Source organism: Cognatishimia sp. (assembly GCF_964229375.1).
Taxonomy (GTDB): Bacteria; Pseudomonadota; Alphaproteobacteria; order Rhodobacterales; family Rhodobacteraceae; genus Cognatishimia.
Window position 1 is genome coordinate 23,165 of the sequence record NZ_CAXREH010000234.1, and the last position, 15,551, is coordinate 38,715.

The 15,551-nt window shown below is 55.6% G+C and carries 16 protein-coding genes; 9 read left to right on the plus strand and 7 right to left on the minus strand.

Translation table 11 applies throughout. From position 1 onward, the window contains the following. Window positions 1-624, minus strand: coding sequence for a flagellar basal body-associated protein FliL (gene fliL / locus ACEQWH_RS16415; RefSeq protein WP_370232647.1), 624 nt, complete (start codon window positions 622-624; stop codon window positions 1-3). A gap of 135 nt (window positions 625-759) precedes the next feature. Here fliL and fliF point away from each other — a divergent pair, with 135 nt between their 5' ends. From fliF to ACEQWH_RS16440, 5 genes are all read left to right on the plus strand, one after another. After that, window positions 760-2,547: a flagellar basal-body MS-ring/collar protein FliF gene (gene fliF, locus ACEQWH_RS16420; protein WP_370232648.1), complete on the plus strand. Its 1,788-nt coding sequence runs from the start codon at window positions 760-762 to the stop codon at window positions 2,545-2,547. Next, entirely contained in the window at window positions 2,544-3,215 is a 672-nt protein-coding gene (locus tag ACEQWH_RS16425; RefSeq protein ID WP_370232649.1) for a FliH/SctL family protein, read from the plus strand. Before fliF ends, ACEQWH_RS16425 begins: the two co-directional genes overlap by 4 nt. Before the next feature lie 3 nt (window positions 3,216-3,218). After that, window positions 3,219-3,578, plus strand: coding sequence for a flagellar motor switch protein FliN (gene fliN, locus ACEQWH_RS16430; RefSeq protein ID WP_370232650.1), 360 nt, complete (start codon window positions 3,219-3,221; stop codon window positions 3,576-3,578). Between the two features lie 37 nt (window positions 3,579-3,615). Next, complete coding sequence (gene fliP, locus ACEQWH_RS16435; RefSeq protein WP_370232651.1) at window positions 3,616-4,398, plus strand: flagellar type III secretion system pore protein FliP; 783 nt, start codon at window positions 3,616-3,618, stop codon at window positions 4,396-4,398. A 112-nt stretch (window positions 4,399-4,510) separates the two neighbouring features. Further along, window positions 4,511-5,536, plus strand: coding sequence for a flagellar motor switch protein FliG (locus ACEQWH_RS16440; protein ID WP_370232652.1), 1,026 nt, complete (start codon window positions 4,511-4,513; stop codon window positions 5,534-5,536). Window positions 5,537-5,540: 4 nt separating this feature from the next. Here ACEQWH_RS16440 and ACEQWH_RS16445 read toward each other — a convergent pair whose 3' ends face one another. From ACEQWH_RS16445 to flaF, 3 genes are read right to left on the minus strand one after another with little or no spacing between them, the layout of a single operon-like run. Next, window positions 5,541-6,362 (minus strand): DUF1217 domain-containing protein, encoded by an 822-nt coding sequence (locus tag ACEQWH_RS16445; RefSeq protein ID WP_370232653.1) that lies wholly within the window; start codon window positions 6,360-6,362, stop codon window positions 5,541-5,543. A gap of 9 nt (window positions 6,363-6,371) precedes the next feature. Beyond that, the gene (locus ACEQWH_RS16450; RefSeq protein WP_370232654.1) at window positions 6,372-6,803 is read right to left on the minus strand and encodes a flagellar biosynthesis repressor FlbT; all 432 of its coding nucleotides are present in this window, start codon (window positions 6,801-6,803) and stop codon (window positions 6,372-6,374) included. 3 nt (window positions 6,804-6,806) lie between these two features. Beyond that, a complete protein-coding gene (gene flaF, locus ACEQWH_RS16455; RefSeq protein ID WP_370232655.1) occupies window positions 6,807-7,205 on the minus strand; it encodes a flagellar biosynthesis regulator FlaF in 399 nt (132 codons plus the stop codon). A gap of 315 nt (window positions 7,206-7,520) precedes the next feature. Between flaF and ACEQWH_RS16460 the strand changes: the two genes are divergently transcribed. Further along, window positions 7,521-8,594 (plus strand): PleD family two-component system response regulator, encoded by a 1,074-nt coding sequence (locus ACEQWH_RS16460; RefSeq protein ID WP_370232656.1) that lies wholly within the window; start codon window positions 7,521-7,523, stop codon window positions 8,592-8,594. A gap of 133 nt (window positions 8,595-8,727) precedes the next feature. Here ACEQWH_RS16460 and ACEQWH_RS16465 read toward each other — a convergent pair whose 3' ends face one another. Continuing rightward, the gene (locus ACEQWH_RS16465; RefSeq protein WP_370232657.1) at window positions 8,728-10,944 is read right to left on the minus strand and encodes an NADP-dependent isocitrate dehydrogenase; all 2,217 of its coding nucleotides are present in this window, start codon (window positions 10,942-10,944) and stop codon (window positions 8,728-8,730) included. Window positions 10,945-11,286: 342 nt separating this feature from the next. Here ACEQWH_RS16465 and gap point away from each other — a divergent pair, with 342 nt between their 5' ends. After that, window positions 11,287-12,288: a type I glyceraldehyde-3-phosphate dehydrogenase gene (gap, locus tag ACEQWH_RS16470; RefSeq protein ID WP_370232658.1), complete on the plus strand. Its 1,002-nt coding sequence runs from the start codon at window positions 11,287-11,289 to the stop codon at window positions 12,286-12,288. Window positions 12,289-12,345: 57 nt separating this feature from the next. On the opposite strand, the gene ACEQWH_RS16475 is transcribed toward gap, so the two are convergent. Both ACEQWH_RS16475 and ACEQWH_RS16480 read right to left on the minus strand, forming a co-directional pair. Next, window positions 12,346-12,996: a ChrR family anti-sigma-E factor gene (locus ACEQWH_RS16475; protein ID WP_370232659.1), complete on the minus strand. Its 651-nt coding sequence runs from the start codon at window positions 12,994-12,996 to the stop codon at window positions 12,346-12,348. Continuing rightward, on the minus strand, window positions 12,993-13,574 hold the full coding sequence (locus ACEQWH_RS16480; protein ID WP_370232662.1) for a sigma-70 family RNA polymerase sigma factor: 582 nt from the start codon (window positions 13,572-13,574) through the stop codon (window positions 12,993-12,995). The genes ACEQWH_RS16475 and ACEQWH_RS16480 overlap by 4 nt, the downstream gene beginning before the upstream one ends. Before the next feature lie 181 nt (window positions 13,575-13,755). Here ACEQWH_RS16480 and ACEQWH_RS16485 point away from each other — a divergent pair, with 181 nt between their 5' ends. Further along, window positions 13,756-15,048 (plus strand): NAD(P)/FAD-dependent oxidoreductase, encoded by a 1,293-nt coding sequence (locus tag ACEQWH_RS16485; RefSeq protein WP_370232660.1) that lies wholly within the window; start codon window positions 13,756-13,758, stop codon window positions 15,046-15,048. Beyond that, window positions 15,045-15,551: DUF1365 domain-containing protein (locus ACEQWH_RS16490; RefSeq protein ID WP_370232661.1), on the plus strand; the 507-nt coding region annotated here is incomplete at its 3' end. The genes ACEQWH_RS16485 and ACEQWH_RS16490, both read left to right, overlap by 4 nt.

Below are 15,551 nucleotides of genomic sequence, written 5' to 3' on the forward strand. Positions count from 1 at the left end.
CTACTGCACGATCAGATCGCTGATCAGGATTTCTTGCGGCAGGTCGTTGCCCGCCGCGGCGCGTGCCCGTTTCAAAAGCTCGGATTTCACCGTCAGGATTCCGGCCATGCCGCGCACGTCTGCTTCGGTCAGGCTGCGGGCGTATCCGTTAAACAGATCCCGCATGAAGGGCTTGCGGGACTCCATCAGCTCTTTCGAGCCGGGGTCCGGACGATACACCATCACAACATTCATCTTGAGGAAGGCGTTAATGGGAACACCGTGCTGGTTATAGCTGGTGATGTTGGTCAGGATCTCGTCGAACTCGATGATGCCATCTTCGGCGGTCTTGACCTCTTCTTCGCCGTCGCCACCACCATCAGCATTCTTGTCGTCGCTTTCCTTGGCCGCCAGCTCTTCGTCAACACCTTCGTCTTCGACGACTTCTTCGACGTAGTCCGGAGCATAGGTTTCTGCGTCTTGCTGAAACGCCATCCGCGCAAGGAAAAAGCCCCCGCCCAAAGAGACGAGCGACAGCACAACCGCTGCAATCAGAAGCTTTTTACTGCCCTTTGGCTGGGCGTCTTCTTCACCCGCCGCCTCGGCTGCCAGCTCCGCTTCGTTTTCCTCAGGTGCCTTAGCCATGGAATTTCCGCTTTTTCTGCTTGGTATATTCTTAGTTTTTTCAATTGAATGCAAGTATAGACATGGATATTTACTTGCTATTCAAAAATAGTCTATCCTTAGGACAAAGACAGCCATAAGGCCTCAGGAGGCACCGTGCAGAACTTTCTGAACAATCTGATGGCGCTGGGACAGCGTCGACTCATGATCCTGGGGGCCGTTACTGCGGTGGTGATGGGCGTAATGCTGTTCGGCATCTCAGCGATCACTGCACCGAACTATCAACCTCTGTACCGAAACCTCTCGGCAGCAACGGCAAGTTCGATCGAAGCAACCCTGACCAGCTCTGGTTTCAACGCGGTGATGTCCGAGGATGGCACCTCGGTGTCCGTTCCTGCCTCTGATATGGCACGCGCTCGGATGGTCCTTGCGGAAACCGGCATTCCGATCGAAGGCGATCCCGGCTGGGAGCTGTTTGACGAGTCCACCGGTCTGGCGATGAACTCGTTCATGCAGCGTGTGAACCGGCTGCGCGCAATGGAGGGCGAGCTGGCCCGCTCGATCCAAACCCTTGAAGGCGTACAAAGCGCGCGGGTTCATCTGGTTCTGCCCGAACGTGAAGCGTTCAGCCGCGAGCGGCCCAGCCCACGGGCATCTGTCATTGTTCGCCCCGTTCCGGACCGTGCGATCAGCCGCAAACAGGCGACCGCCGTGCGCAACCTTGTGGCCTCTTCTGTTGCAGAGCTTGATCTGAACCGCGTGACCGTTCTGTCCGCCAGCGGCGAGGTCATTCTGGCCGAAACCGGATCCGCAGGTGGTCAGGTCACATTGCAAACCACCAAGTCGACAATCGAAGAGCGTTTGGCGCAAGAAGTTCAGAACATGCTGACGGCACGCGTTGGCGCAGGCAATGCGCGCGTACGCGTCAACGTCGAATTGACAAGCGCGCGCGAAGTCGTGGTGGAGCAGAGCTTTAACCCAGAACAGCAAGTTGTTCGGTCCACCGAAAGCACGACCGAAGACAAAAGCGGCACCGAAGGTGCAGGCAATGTTGGCGTTGAAAACAACATCCCAGCGGCCCTTCAGGGCGACGGCGCAGGTGCAAGCAACACCCAATCGAAATCGGGCGAAGTCGTTCAATACGAGATCGGCAACACCCGCCGCGAGATCGTGCGCGAAGCCGGTGAGATCCGGCGCATCTCGGTCGCGGTCTTGGTAAATGGCATCTACAACGTCGAGGGCAGCGACGTGATCTATGAGGATCGTGCGCCCGAAGAAATCGCGCGACTGTCTGAACTGGTCAAAACCGCTGTCGGCTTTAGCGAAGCACGCGGGGACGAAGTCTCGGTCGATAGCCTGCGATTCATGGACTATTCGATGGAAGTCGGCGACCCCGTCACCATGTCGATCATGGATCAGATCACGCGCAACTTCATGTCTGTGCTGCGCGCCCTACTTGGCTTGGCCATTGTCGCGATGATCATGATCATGGGCGTGCGTCCGGCACTGCGCACGTTGTTGGAAAAGCCAGCAGAGCTTGATGACAGCGAAGCTGTGGCGCTGACGGGCCCAGACGGTGAGCCTCTGGAAGTGACCACCGACGCCAATGGCGAGGTTTTGACAGCAGATACATCCGTTCAACAGCCCCTGCCCTCGCCTGATGACTCTGGTCTGACGCCTGTACAGCCCGGCGCTCAAGCCGCGTCTCAGCCAGAATACGAGCCGCGCGCGGTGCGCAATGGCAGTGACCCCGAAGCACCGGGTGCCACGTCGATCTTCGACATCAACGAAGACGACGGCCCGCATGAATACATCGAAACGCTTGGTGTCCGCGGCAGCTTGATCAAAGCGCGCGTCGAGGCGATCCAGAACATGGCGGAAGAAAAGCCTGACGAAGTCCTGCGCGTCCTGCGTGGTTGGCTGCATCAGGAGGCTGAAGCATGAATGCGCTGTTTCTCAGGGATTTTGACGCAGAACAGGCCTCTGTTGCACAAGTCGACGCCCCCGACGACACGGTGGAAGAGCCCAGCGAGCCGCTTTTCACCTTTACAGAGGCCGAGCTGGGCAAAATGCTGGCCGACGCCCGCGCCGAGGGCCATTTGCAAGGCTTGACCGAAGGCGAAGACGCCGGTCGCCAGTCAGAACGCCAGACCATCGAGGCCGAAGCGCTTGAGGCGCTTCAAGAACTTCAGAACCGGATCGCGGATTTCGCAACCGAAGACGCCCGCCGTCGCGCGGATATGCAGCAGGACATTGTCGATCTGTTCCTGGATGTTGCCGAACGCGTCGCGCCGGATTTTCTGAAAGCCTATTCAGCCGATCTGGTTCAGGCCCGCATTACCGAAGCGGCCCATTTGGGTGTGGGGCAGTCGAAACTGCACATTCAACTGGCCCCTGATACCCAAGCCGCGCTGACAGAACCCCTTAAAGTCATCGACCCGAACGGCGACATGCTGGAGGTCACCACAGAGGCCTCTTTCAAGAATGGCGAAGCCCGTGTGACCTGGGAAAATGGCTTCCTGAAATACAATCTCGACCGTGTCGTCGCGGAACTCCTCGACGGGCTGCGCGATGCGTCCTCGAAAATGAACCCTCAACCTCAGAAAGTTTAAGCCATGTCTGAAGACACGCCTGAAACCACTGAAACCGAAGCCCCAGCCGAAGGCTCTGTGTCGCCAGAAGAGGCGCTCGAAGCCATTGCCGAAGGCGAAGAACTGGGAGGGCGCAACATCGACGCGCTGTACAACGTCAAACTGGACGTGCGGGTCGTGCTTGGTCGCTCGCGGATGTCGATTTCCGAACTGCTGGAACTGACCAAAGGGTCGGTTATCGAGCTGGACCGCAAAGTTGGCGATCCGATCGACATTATGATTAACGACCGCATGGTTGCGCGCGGCGATCTGGTCAAAGTGAACGGCGAATTCATCGGCGTCGCCCTGCGAGAGATCGTCAAAGACTTTATCGCCGGCAACTGATCCGGTGCGGCTCCCCCATGTTCTCTTAGGGCTCTTCGTGGCCCTGTCCGCCGGGATTTTCCTGGCGGCGCCTGCTTTGGCGCAAGAGGATTTCGGAGGCCTTCTGCGCGAGCTCTCCAGTACGATCAGCGGCGAAGAACCGGGATCTGAGGGCACGACAACGCTTGCTGGGCGCCTTATTCAGCTGTTTGCGCTGATTACAGTGCTTTCGATTGCGCCCGGCCTGCTTGTCGTCATGACCAGCTTTACCCGGTTCGTGATCGTCTTTGCGATGCTGCGGTCGGCGCTTGGCCTGAACCAGACGCCGCCCAATATGGTTCTGAACGCCATGGCGCTGTTTATGACCTATTTCGTAATGCAGCCGGTCTTTGACGATGCCTATCAAGACGGCCTTCAACCGCTGATCCGCAACGCCATCACCGAAGAACAAGCGGCCGTCGCAATTTCGGAACCCTTTCGCGAGTTCATGTTCGTCAACACCCGCGAGAAAGACATGGCTCTGTTTCGCGATATCGCAGGAACACCAGATCCAGAGGTCATTCCTGAAACCGCGCAGGAAGTTGAATGGCGCGTTCTTATTCCAAGCTTTATGATCTCGGAACTTCGGCGCGCCTTTACCATTGGCTTTCTCTTGTATCTGCCCTTTATCGCGATTGATCTGATCGTCGCCTCGGTCCTGATGTCCGCTGGTATGATGATGTTGCCGCCGGTGATCGTCTCGTTACCGTTTAAAGTGATATTCTTCGTTCTCATTGACGGCTGGTACATGTTGGCGGGCTCGTTAATGCAATCCTACAACGTCGTTTCAGGCGGAGGGTAGCGCGCAACACAAGATATTGTGGATAACTTAAGGTTGCAGAGTAAGTATGGCATAGGTTATCCAAGTATAAGGTGAGTTTCACCGGCCATTTGGTCGCAATTACAGAGCAGTCATGAACCAATTCGCCACCATTCGCCGCGCACAGCGCCTGACAGGTCCGGAAAAAACGGCAATCCTGTTCCTGTGTCTGGGCGAAGAACGCGGCAGCAAGCTCATGCAAGAGCTTAAAAGCTCTGAGATCAATAAGATCACCCGCGCGATCACGTCTATGGGCGAAGTTCAGTCCGACATTGTCGAAGAGGTGATGCGCGAATTTGGCCAGAAATTCTCAGACTATGGCGGAATTGTCGGGTCGGTCGAGGCGGCACGTGGCCTGCTGAAAGGGTTCCTGCCCGAAGAGCGTGTCAATTCGATCCTTGAAGAGATCGAAGGCGGAGTGGGCGACAACCTTTGGGAAGAACTCTCGAAACTCGATGAAAAAATGCTCGCGGATTACCTGCGCAAAGAGCACAACCAAACCGTTGCTGTTATCCTTGCGAAAGTCACTCCAGATGCCGTCGCGCGCGTGCTGCCTTTGATGGGCGAAGATCGTACCGTCGACATCATCGAGCGCATGGTCTCTATCGAAGTTCTACCAGCGGATGCTATGGCGGCAATCGAAGAAAGCCTGCGTCGCGAAGTGCTTGCAAAAGCCGGCAACAACGCCGAAGCCGAGGCCGAGAAACAACTGGTGAAGGTCTTTAACAAGCTCGACAACAAGATGTTTGAAGGCATCGCCCGCGAGCTGGAAAAGAACATTCCCGAGAAAATTCGCGCCATCAAGCAAAAGATGTTTGTCTTCGACGACCTTGGCAAAGTGCCAGCCAACGCATTGGCCAAAATCATGCGCGAAGTATCAGGCAATACGCTGCCAATGGCGCTGCGCGGGGCCGAAAAGGACGTTCGCGAGCATTTCCTGAACGCCCTGCCCGCGCGCTCGCGCGATATGTTGCAGGATGAGATGAAAGCGATGGGCCCTGTGAAGTCCAAAGACGTCAAGAAAGCCCAGTCTGACCTTGTGGAGGCCGCAGTTCAGCTAGCCGAAGCGGGCGACATTGAGCTGCCGGATGACGATGATGGCGAAGAAATGATGGACTGACGTCCTATCTAAACAGCGACGCGCCCGAGAAATTCACGGCCTCGATATCCAGAGTAAACGGCACAAATTGGCCTGACGTGTTGTTCAGGATCTGAATGGCCGCGCTGGTGGCCTGAGCCGGCGGGTTGCGCACATCGCGAATGATCATATAGCGCGAAATCAGCCCTTCGACCTCGCGAGGGTCTTGCAATTTTTCCAAGCTAAACCGCTTCTCGAGCATCTCGGCCTGTTTGTCGATATCCAGGCTCGACAGCTGTGTGGGCATGCCCAAAGCCGTCTGAAAGAACTCTGTCATGCTGCGATCAGAGAGAATGTTGAACCAGGTATTGAACCCGTCAACCTTGTCGCGAAACTCCATCACGGTGCCGACGGTTTCGTTCTGATCGTTATATTGGTTCTGGAACTGAACGTTGAAATACCGATCAACGATCGAATCCTGCCAGTCCGTGTCCGTGAAATCGGGCACGACCGTTGTGCCACCCGAGGTCGTGAAACCTAGCGCTTCGTGGATTTCACCAAAGCGAGAGTCAGACAGGCGGTTTACCAAGGCTGAATCGTCCACTGGGTCACTTTCCAGGATCTTGCGCATCATCCCGCGACCAAAGATCTGATCTTCAAGGTCAAAGGCATTCATCACAAAGCTGTAAACTTCGAAATCCTTCACCAACTCTTCTGGTGTCGTGATCGATGCAATGCGTTCGCGAAAAACGCTCGCAGCCCGTTGGTGCTGCGCTTCGCTGCGCAACGTCGTCATCTGCGTATCGCGGGTTCTGTCGATAAGGTTCAACGCAGCCTGGCTGGTCAATCCTGATACGCTGATAACCATGCTACCGCCCTACTCCGCAGCCGCGCTCACCTGAGCGTCGCCTGATTTGCTCTGCAGCATCTCTAACAGCCGCCCTTCATATTGGATCAGGGGGCGCAGTGCGCGCATCGCTTTGTAAAAGTCACGGCAAGAAACGTGGTTTGCCGCTTCAAAGATGTGTCCGCCGATTTCCTCATGAAACACTGGTACCAGTTTGGCCAGGTCTTGTTGGATCACCGGGATCAGATCATCCCGCACCGCGGGGTTCAGCAAAGCGGTCTGGATGAAAAAGTACACATTCTTCACCGGAGACCCGGCCTCGCCCTCGTCCAAAAGGTCCACGCCGCGCACAATATCCGCATGATTTTCAATCGTCAGCATTTGCCTGCGATCCGCGTTTCGGATCACACAGCCGTTGATAACAATCTTCTCATTCGGTTTCAGCGTTAGGCGTAGGGCCAAGGGTCACTCCATGACGTGCATCGGGTTGCCTTCAAGACCGCGGATAATGCTGCGGTTGATGTCCAACAACGGTTTCACCTTCTTTTGTCCCTTCAGGACTTCGTTGGTGTGATTCTCAACCCAAAGTGACAAAGAAATCAAGCCAGCACGAAGATCTGGAGCCAAAGCATTGCCTGGGCTGACCAGATCGCTGCGGATCGTCTGCCAAATGCGTTGGTTATAAGACAACGAGTCTCGCAACCCCTCGGAAAGGATTTTCAGTTTGTCGCTGGCTTTCTCAGCCACGTCAAACTCTTGCGAGCGTACTTCCATTTCGGCGGTGACATTAGAGAACACACGCCGTTCGATCTGCCGCGGATTTTCAGTCTGGGTGATTGTCCGCTTGTATGCAGTAATGCTCATTAAGGTTTATCCATTTTTTTGTTATGTGGTCTGCCTCACAAGAACAGAGTAGCTCAGGCCGGTTAAAGTCAGTTTAATCCTTCGCAGCAAAATATGGATTAATTAGGTTTTCTTTACGTTTGTTTCACTTTTGTCACCACACTGTTGCTCAACTTTGGGATATTTGCCCAAGTTTCGCCATCTTTCGCCACGTTTCGGTCAAACTGCGTCAATAAAACGGTTTTTCAGGGAAACGGCGCAATCTGCTCGACGCGCCAGTGAAAGAATTCACAGAAGGCGTTCCCTCATTGGTTGAATGACGAGGACATGAGGCTCATGCGAATACTTGCTGTTGATGACGACGCAGACATCCGCGAACTGCTGAAGACCGCAATCGCGACGGAAAGCAAACACTCGGTCAAACTGGCAAGCTCCGGGGCCGAAGCGCTGGACATAGTGCGCGCCTCAGATCAACCGTTTGACTGTTGCCTTCTGGATATCCAGATGCCGGAAATGGACGGTGTCGACCTGTGCAGCGCGCTGCGTGCCACCAAAGGCTATGAGCGCACACCGATCCTGATGCTGACTGCCATGTCAGAAAAAAAGTTCGTCGACCGAGCCTTTCAGGCAGGTGCAACGGACTATATCACCAAACCATTTGAATTTCTTGAGCTTTTCAGCCGCCTGAACAATGCAGAGCGTCTGATTGCTGAAGCCGTCCGTATCGAGGAAGGCGAAGCAGCGCTTTTGTCTCTGCGTCAGGATCTGGCGCGTAGTTTTGAACACAGCCTGTCCGAACCGGTGGAAATCACCGGCATCGATCGCGTGACCGGCTATGTTAGCTTTGAAAACTATCTGCTTCAGATGTCGCGAATGAAGATGCTGACCACCAGCGTTTTCGCAATCAAACTTCTGAATGTAGACAAACTCTTTGACAGCATGTCGGGTGCTGGCTTCCGCCGGATGTTAGGCGAAGTCGCGGGGCAACTGACCGGCCTATATGGCGAAGACGCCGATCTCGTGACGTATCGCGGCAACGGTATCTTTGTCTGTGCCACCTCCGCCAAGAATGCCTTCTCGCAGTTTGGCTTAGAGCGGAAGATGAACTGCAAACTGAAGGAAAGCGTCACCAGTCGCTTCTCGGATCTGGCGGTCCAAGTCAGCGCGGGAGAGCCAGTGTCTCTGCTGTCGTTCACCCGCGCTGGCGCCCTCAGGTCCCTTCAAAACGCCGTTGATCGCGCTGAAAAACGTGCCGAGACCTATTGCAAGATCCTGCATATGTCGACGCGTGCCCTTAAGGCCCGTGGTGTGTCTGAGCCAGTCTTGAACCAGGGCGAGGAACGTGCGGCCTATCAAGCGATCCTGAAAGACACGATGCGCAAGGACTTAAGAGCCGTCGTAAACAGCTAGAATTTCCCCGAGTGCCATCCCCCACGCTGGCACCAGAAAGGCGTCCGTTGTCCCCCGGGCGCCTTTCTCTATGCCCAAATCAAAAAGCGCCGCCCTTTCAGGCGGCGCTTTCGTTTGGATCAGAACGCTCTGATTAATCGATAATCGCGTTCAGAGTGGCGCTTGGGCGCATGACAGCGGCCGTCTTCGCAGGATCGGTCTTGTAATACCCACCCAGATCCGCTGGCTTGCCCTGAGCGGCTGCCAGTTCAGACACAATCGCGTCTTCATTCGCCGCCAGCTTTTCAGCAATCGGCGTGAAATGCGCGGCCATATCGGCGTCGCCTGTCTGAGCGGCCAGTGCCTCGGCCCAGTAACGCGCGAACCAATAGTGGCTATCACGGTTGTCAGGCTCGCCCACTTTACGAGACGGGGATTTGTTGTTGTCCAGAATGCCTTGCGTCGCGATTTCCGCCGCAGCGCCCAGCACACCCGCTTTGGCGTTGCCCTGTGCATCTGCGATGAAGTTCAGGCTTTCACCGAGAGCACAGAATTCACCCATCGAATCCCAACGCAGGTGGTTTTCTTCCACCAGCTGCTGAACGTGCTTAGGTGCCGAACCCCCTGCCCCGGTTTCAAACAGGCCACCACCATTCATCAGTTTCACGATGGACAGCATTTTCGCCGATGTGCCCAGCTCGAGGATCGGGAACAGGTCGGTCAGATAGTCACGCAGAACGTTGCCGGTGATGGCAATGCTGTCGTTGCCCGCTGTAATGGTTTCCAGCGACTGACGGGTCGCCTCGCGTGGGGCCAGTGTCAGGAACTTATCCGCAACGCCGGCAGCTTCCAGAGCTGGCACTACATATTCGATCAACTGTGCATCGTGGGCGCGGTTTGCGTCGAGCCAGAAGATCGCTTCGGAACCGGTCAGACGCTGACGGTCCATCGCCAGTTGGATCCAGTTCTCGATCGGTGCTTTTTTCACTGTGCACGCACGCCAGATGTCGCCTGCGTCCACGTCGTGGCTGTGCAGGGTTTCACCGTTGGCCAGCACGATACGGATGGTGCCATCCGCAGGCGCTTCGAATGTGGTTGGGTGAGATCCGTATTCCTCGGCTTTCTGCGCCATCAGGCCGACGTTGGCCACAGCGCCCGCCTTGGTCACATCAAGCGCGCCATTGGCTTTGAAGAAGTTGATCGTCTCGTCATAGACAGTGGAATAGCAGCGATCCGGGATAACACAGTTGGTGTCACCCTTGTTGCCTGCTTCGTCCCAACCCTTGCCGCCCGCACGGATCACGGCTGGCATGGACGCGTCGATGATCACATCAGACGGAACGTGCAGGTTGGTGATGCCCTTGTCGGAATCAACCATATACATCGAGGGGCGATCCAGAGCGGCAATCTCGGATTTGATTGCATCCGCGTTATCAAGCGTCTCAATCGCCGCCAGAACATCACCAAGACCGGAGTTCGGAGAGCCACCGGCCGCCGCAATCGCTGCGCCATGGGTGTCCCAGACAGGACCAAGCCAAGCTTTGACCGCGTGACCAAAGATGATAGGGTCAGACACTTTCATCATGGTCGCTTTCATGTGGAAAGAGAACATGGTGCCATCGGCTTTGGTGTCTTCGATTGCGCCTGCAAGGAAGCTGGAAAGGGCTTTTGCCGACATGAAGGTCGCGTCCGCAATCGTGCCCTCATCCAAAGGCCATGCGTCTTTCAGAACTGTTGTCGCGCCGTCCTTTGCAACGAATTCAATTTTCGCATCGCCTGCTTGTGCGGCCGAGATGGTCGCCGAAACTTCGTTTGCGTAGAAGTCTTTGCCCGGCATGGAGGACACTTTGGTTTTGCTGTCAGAAACCCAGGCCCCCATGGAGTGCGGGTTGTTCTGAGCATAGTTCTTGACCGCTTTCGCAGCACGACGATCAGAGTTACCTTCGCGCAGAACAGGGTTCACCGCAGAGCCTTTGATCGCGTCATACTTGGCGCGCACGGCTTTTTCAGCGTCTGTTTGCGGGTCTTCTGGGTAGTCAGGCAGTGTATAGCCTTTTTCCTGCAACTCGGTGATCGCGCCAACAAGCTGTGGGACAGAAGCCGAGATGTTTGGCAGTTTGATCACATTTGCCTCTGGGGTTTTCACCAGAGATCCCAGCTCTGCCAGATCATCTGACTGCTGAAGATCGGCAGGCAGGCTTTCCGGGAAGGTCGAAATGATCCGGCCTGCCAGCGAAATATCCTTGGTTCCCACATTCAGACCCGCCGCGGATGCGAAGGAACGAATGATCGGAAGCAAGGAGGCAGATGCCAGCTCCGGAGCTTCGTCTACAATTGTATACAATACGTCTGGCTTCGATGTGTCGGTCATGAATTTTTCGCCTTTCACCTGTCTCAGAGGGGTTTTGCAGCATGTGGATAGGGTCACGCCGCGTGTTCAAATGTCACTCACGAGTCCCGATACGGGTCAACCTACGTGGGGACTCGGTTGAGGCTGCTTGTAGAGGAAGCCATTTGCGGGATCAATCTCTGAGATAGGCCGAATGTTGCGCTTTTTGACGCGGAGGCCGCACAAGCGCGTGAGTTTAGAAAGTCTGCCTCTTGATTTTCCCAACTGTTAGCGTTAGCGGTGAGCCGAAATTGTTAACGCTAACAAGTGCTACAGCGTAGAATCCTAGAACTCTGCCGCTGTAAAGATAACCGGAGATAAAAGATGACCCTTAATATCGCCATCAACGGCTTTGGGCGGATTGGCCGCAATGTGTTGCGCGCGATTATCGAGCAGGACGTGCAAGATGTGAATGTCGTCGGCATTAATGATCTGGCCCCTGCCGAGACTCTGGCGCATCTGCTTCAGTTTGACTCGGTTCACGGTCGCCTTAAGGCGGACGTCACGGTCGAAGGCGACATCATCAAAGTCGGCAACCAATCGATCAAACTGACCGCGATCCGCAATCCAGAAGACCTGCCATGGTCTGGCGTGGACATCGCCTATGAATGCACTGGCATTTTCACTGCCAAAGACAAAGCGACCGCGCATTTGGCCAATGGCTCCAAACGGGTTTTGATCTCGGCACCGGGCAAAGACGCGGACCGCACTGTTGTTTATGGTGTAAACCACGGTGATTTGACTGCTGATGACATCGTCGTTTCGAATGCGTCCTGCACCACGAACTGCCTTGCGCCTCTGGCGAAAGTCATGGACGACACCTTTGGCATCAAGACCGGATATATGACAACGATCCACGCCTATACCGGTGACCAGCCAACCCATGATGCCGCGCATAAGGATCTGTACCGTGCCCGCGCCGCAGCCATGAGCATGATCCCGACGTCAACCGGTGCCGCCCGCGCGATTTCCGAGGTTCTGCCGCATCTGAAAGGTCGTCTGGAAGGGTCCGCGATCCGCGTTCCAACAGCCAACGTGTCTTTGGTGGACCTGTCCTTCGTTCCAGAGAAAGCCGCATCTGTTGACGCAATCAATGCCGCTGTCAAAGACGCCAGCGAAGGTGCTCTGAAAGGCATTCTGGCTTATGAAGATCGTCCGCTGGTGTCCATGGACTTTAACCATGACCCGCATTCCTCGACATTTGCCGCACCGCAAACAAGTGTGACGTCCGAAGGACTTGTCCGCGTGGTCAGCTGGTATGACAATGAATGGGGCTTCTCGAACCGTATGGTCGATACCGGCAAAGCAATGGGCGCACTTCTGTAAGCGGCAACCATTCAAAGGTTTGAAAAATAAAGGGCGGGGGGTTATCCCCTGCCCTTTTTAGATTCTGAAGATCGGCTGGAAAATACGTGGCACCAGGGACGTGAACCGCAATGGCGCACCGGTCGCGGCCAAACAGATACAAGCATCGCCTTTGTCTGCGATCGGAGCGTGATCCAGATCATCACCTGCAATTTCAACGTCGCCAACACCGAACCGGCCGGTCTCGTCGCTGAAAGATCCTTGCAAAACTAGGGTCAGCTCTATGCCGCGATGTCCGTGCTCGGGCACAGCCTCGCCGCCTGGAATGTAAAGCAGCCTGACGGAGCCGGACTTATCGGCGTGCAGAATGCTCTGCCGGACGCCAAATCCCACGGGTTTCCATTTCGGTGGCTTGCCTTTGAGAGCGGCCATGACCGGTGCAGGAAACACGCCTGATCTCGTGTAAGACACTTCGGGGGCCGGTGCCGGCTGATCGAGCATCGCCATGACGTCTGACTTTGCCCGAGGTGAGATGTTTTTGGAGACAGAGCATTCCATAACGGCTGCGCCAGCAGCTTCGTGTGCAGCCAAACGCGCACGGCATTCGTCGCACATCGACACATGTGCTGCGACGACCAAAGCATAGTGGGATTCCAGCGACCCGGCAGCATAAGCGGCCAAGAGCGGCTCGGAAATGTGGTGGTTGATGTCCTGAGAAAGAGTGGTCATGGGGATCTCAAGTCCTTGAGTTCGTGGCGCAGCTTTTCCAGCCCCAGTCGGATGCGCGACTTTATTGTTCCAAGAGGCAGACCTGTCTCTGCCCTGATTTCTGCGTGTGTCAGGTCACCGAGATAGGCTTTTTCCACCATTTCTCTCTGACCCGGTTTTAGACGCGCGAGGGCCTGACGAAGCTTTTGAGCCTCTTGGTCAAGCGCGAGAATTTGACTTGCGTCTTCGTCTGTTGACTCTGGCGGTTTAAGCTCTTCGGGAACTGGGCGAGCTTCTCTGCGCAAGATGTCAATTTGGCGGTTGCGAGCCACCTGATAAATCCAACTGCTGACCTGCGCACGTTGCGGGTCAAACAGATGGGCTTTGCGCCAAACCGTCAGCATAACGTCCTGAACGATTTCTTCTGCCTGCGCGTTTCCGGTGCCGGAACGCATGACGAAGCCCTTGAGTCGAGGCGCGTAGTAGTCAAACAACAGGCCAAACGCGGCTTTGTCGCGCGAATCTCGCACGGCCAACATCCAGTTGGTTTGGTCTGAAAATCCCTCTGCCACGCCTTGCCTCACAGCCTTTGAAGACATGATCTCGCGATGCGCCTGGGGCGCGCGGTCAAGCTCTTTGGTCGTTATCTGGTCCAGCGTCAGCATATCGAGTTTACGAGGCGGGTGAAGCATCGGATCAAAAAATAGAAAAAAACCCGCAACAAATTTGATCCACTGCCCTATGGAATGCGTAAATTCTGAAAGTAACGCCGGAGCTTACATGTCTTTTGATATACCCACTTCTCTTCGTCAGCGCGTGGCCATTGTTGGCGGCGGGATCTCTGGCATGGCTGCCGCATACCAGCTTGCGGACCAGTTTCAGGTCACGTTGTATGAAGGCGAGAAGCGGCTTGGCGGTCATGCACGGACCGTTGTGGCCGGCTTAAACGGCGATCAGCCGGTTGATACCGGATTTATCGTTTTCAACTACGTCAACTATCCGCATCTGACCCGCATGTTCCAGGATCTGGACGTGCCGGTCGAAAAATCCGACATGAGCTTTGGTGCTACAATCGACGGCGGACGGATCGAATATGGTCTACGCAACCTGTCGTCTTTGACAGCACAGAAAGAAAACCTGACACGTCCGTCTTACTACCGGATGGTGCGCGATATTTTTAAGTTCAACGCAAATGCCGAGGCGCTTGCAAAGACCGACGATGTCACCATTGGTGACCTTATCAAGACCATGCGCTTGGGCGATTGGTTCCGCCGGTATTACCTGATGCCGATCTGTGGCGCGATCTGGTCTACGCCTGCAACTGAAATCGATGCCTTTCCAGCGAAGTCGCTGGTTCAGTTTTTTCGCAATCACGCTTTGCTCAGTCACAAGGGGCAACACCAATGGTGGACAGTTTCGGGCGGCTCTACGTCCTATGTCGGCCGTTTGCGCCGCAATTTAGAGCTGCGCGGGGTAGAAATCCGCGAAAACGCCCCCGTAGAGGCCGTGAGACGCACGCAGAGCGGCGCTGTGGTGTCTTCGCGAGGCCATGAGGCCGAAAGCTATGATCAGGTCGTTATGGCCTGCCACAGCGACGACAGCCTGCGTCTGTTGACGGACGCGAGTCCCGAAGAACGCGCAGCCCTTGGTGATCTACGCTATCAGGACAACCGCATGATCCTGCATCGCGACACCGCGCAGATGCCAAAACGGCGCGCGTGCTGGTCATCTTGGGTGTATAAAGCTGATCTGGTCGACAGCCGTCCCGAGATTGGCGTGACCTATTGGATGAACAAGCTTCAGAATATTCCGGAAAACGACCCGATGTTTGTGTCCCTGAACCCGGCGACTGACGTGCGTGATGAATTGATCTATGATCAAAAGATGTTCAGACACCCCATCTTTGACAGCGCAGCATTGCGGGCGCAGCAAACAGTCGCGCAGCTGCAGGGCACACGCAACACCTGGTTTGCCGGCGCCTATCTGCGTCACGGCTTTCACGAAGACGGCTATGCCAGCGCCATGCGCGTTACGCGCTCAATTTCGGCACAGCGGTTGGCTTTGGCTGCATGAGCGCCTGGCCCGAACATATCGCTGCTCGGACCGTCCATCGACGCAAAGGGCCGGGCGCGCGGATATTCAGCTATCACGTCGACTTTGTGCTGATAGATCCACTGTCGCGCGAAGGTCCCGCGTTGTTTGGACGCAACCGCTTTAATCTGTTGTCTGTCTGGGACAAGGATCATGGCGGGCCGCGTGGCGCCGGGGATGGCCTTTCGTGGGCCACAAAGGTGTTTACGGATCATGGCATATCTGGCGCCAAGGTGATGCTGCTGACCCAGCCGCGCTTTCTGGGACTTGGGTTCAATCCGGTCAGTTTCTGGCTGGCATTTCGCGACGGGGATCTTGTGGGGGCCATTGCTGAGGTGAACAACACCTTTGGCGACCGCCACAACTATGTCTGCACGGCCGAAAACTCTGCGATTTTGCCGGAAATGACTATGTCCGCACAAAAACGCATGCACGTTTCACCATTTCAAGACATTTCTGGCGATTACTTTTTTAATTTCAATATC

Excerpts from the sequence above, each read along its gene's own strand:
- fliL (WP_370232647.1), bottom strand. The coding sequence starts at position 624 with ATGGCTAAGGCACCTGAGGAAAACGAAGCGGAGCTGGCAGCCGAGGCG.
- ACEQWH_RS16425 (WP_370232649.1), top strand. The coding sequence starts at position 2,544 with ATGAATGCGCTGTTTCTCAGGGATTTTGACGCAGAACAGGCCTCTGTT.
- fliN (WP_370232650.1), top strand. The coding sequence starts at position 3,219 with ATGTCTGAAGACACGCCTGAAACCACTGAAACCGAAGCCCCAGCCGAA.
- ACEQWH_RS16440 (WP_370232652.1), top strand. The coding sequence starts at position 4,511 with ATGAACCAATTCGCCACCATTCGCCGCGCACAGCGCCTGACAGGTCCG.
- ACEQWH_RS16445 (WP_370232653.1), bottom strand. The coding sequence starts at position 6,362 with ATGGTTATCAGCGTATCAGGATTGACCAGCCAGGCTGCGTTGAACCTT.
- flaF (WP_370232655.1), bottom strand. The coding sequence starts at position 7,205 with ATGAGCATTACTGCATACAAGCGGACAATCACCCAGACTGAAAATCCG.
- ACEQWH_RS16460 (WP_370232656.1), top strand. The coding sequence starts at position 7,521 with ATGCGAATACTTGCTGTTGATGACGACGCAGACATCCGCGAACTGCTG.
- ACEQWH_RS16465 (WP_370232657.1), bottom strand. The coding sequence starts at position 10,944 with ATGACCGACACATCGAAGCCAGACGTATTGTATACAATTGTAGACGAA.
- gap (WP_370232658.1), top strand. The coding sequence starts at position 11,287 with ATGACCCTTAATATCGCCATCAACGGCTTTGGGCGGATTGGCCGCAAT.
- ACEQWH_RS16475 (WP_370232659.1), bottom strand. The coding sequence starts at position 12,996 with ATGACCACTCTTTCTCAGGACATCAACCACCACATTTCCGAGCCGCTC.
- ACEQWH_RS16480 (WP_370232662.1), bottom strand. The coding sequence starts at position 13,574 with ATGTCTTCAAAGGCTGTGAGGCAAGGCGTGGCAGAGGGATTTTCAGAC.
- ACEQWH_RS16485 (WP_370232660.1), top strand. The coding sequence starts at position 13,756 with ATGTCTTTTGATATACCCACTTCTCTTCGTCAGCGCGTGGCCATTGTT.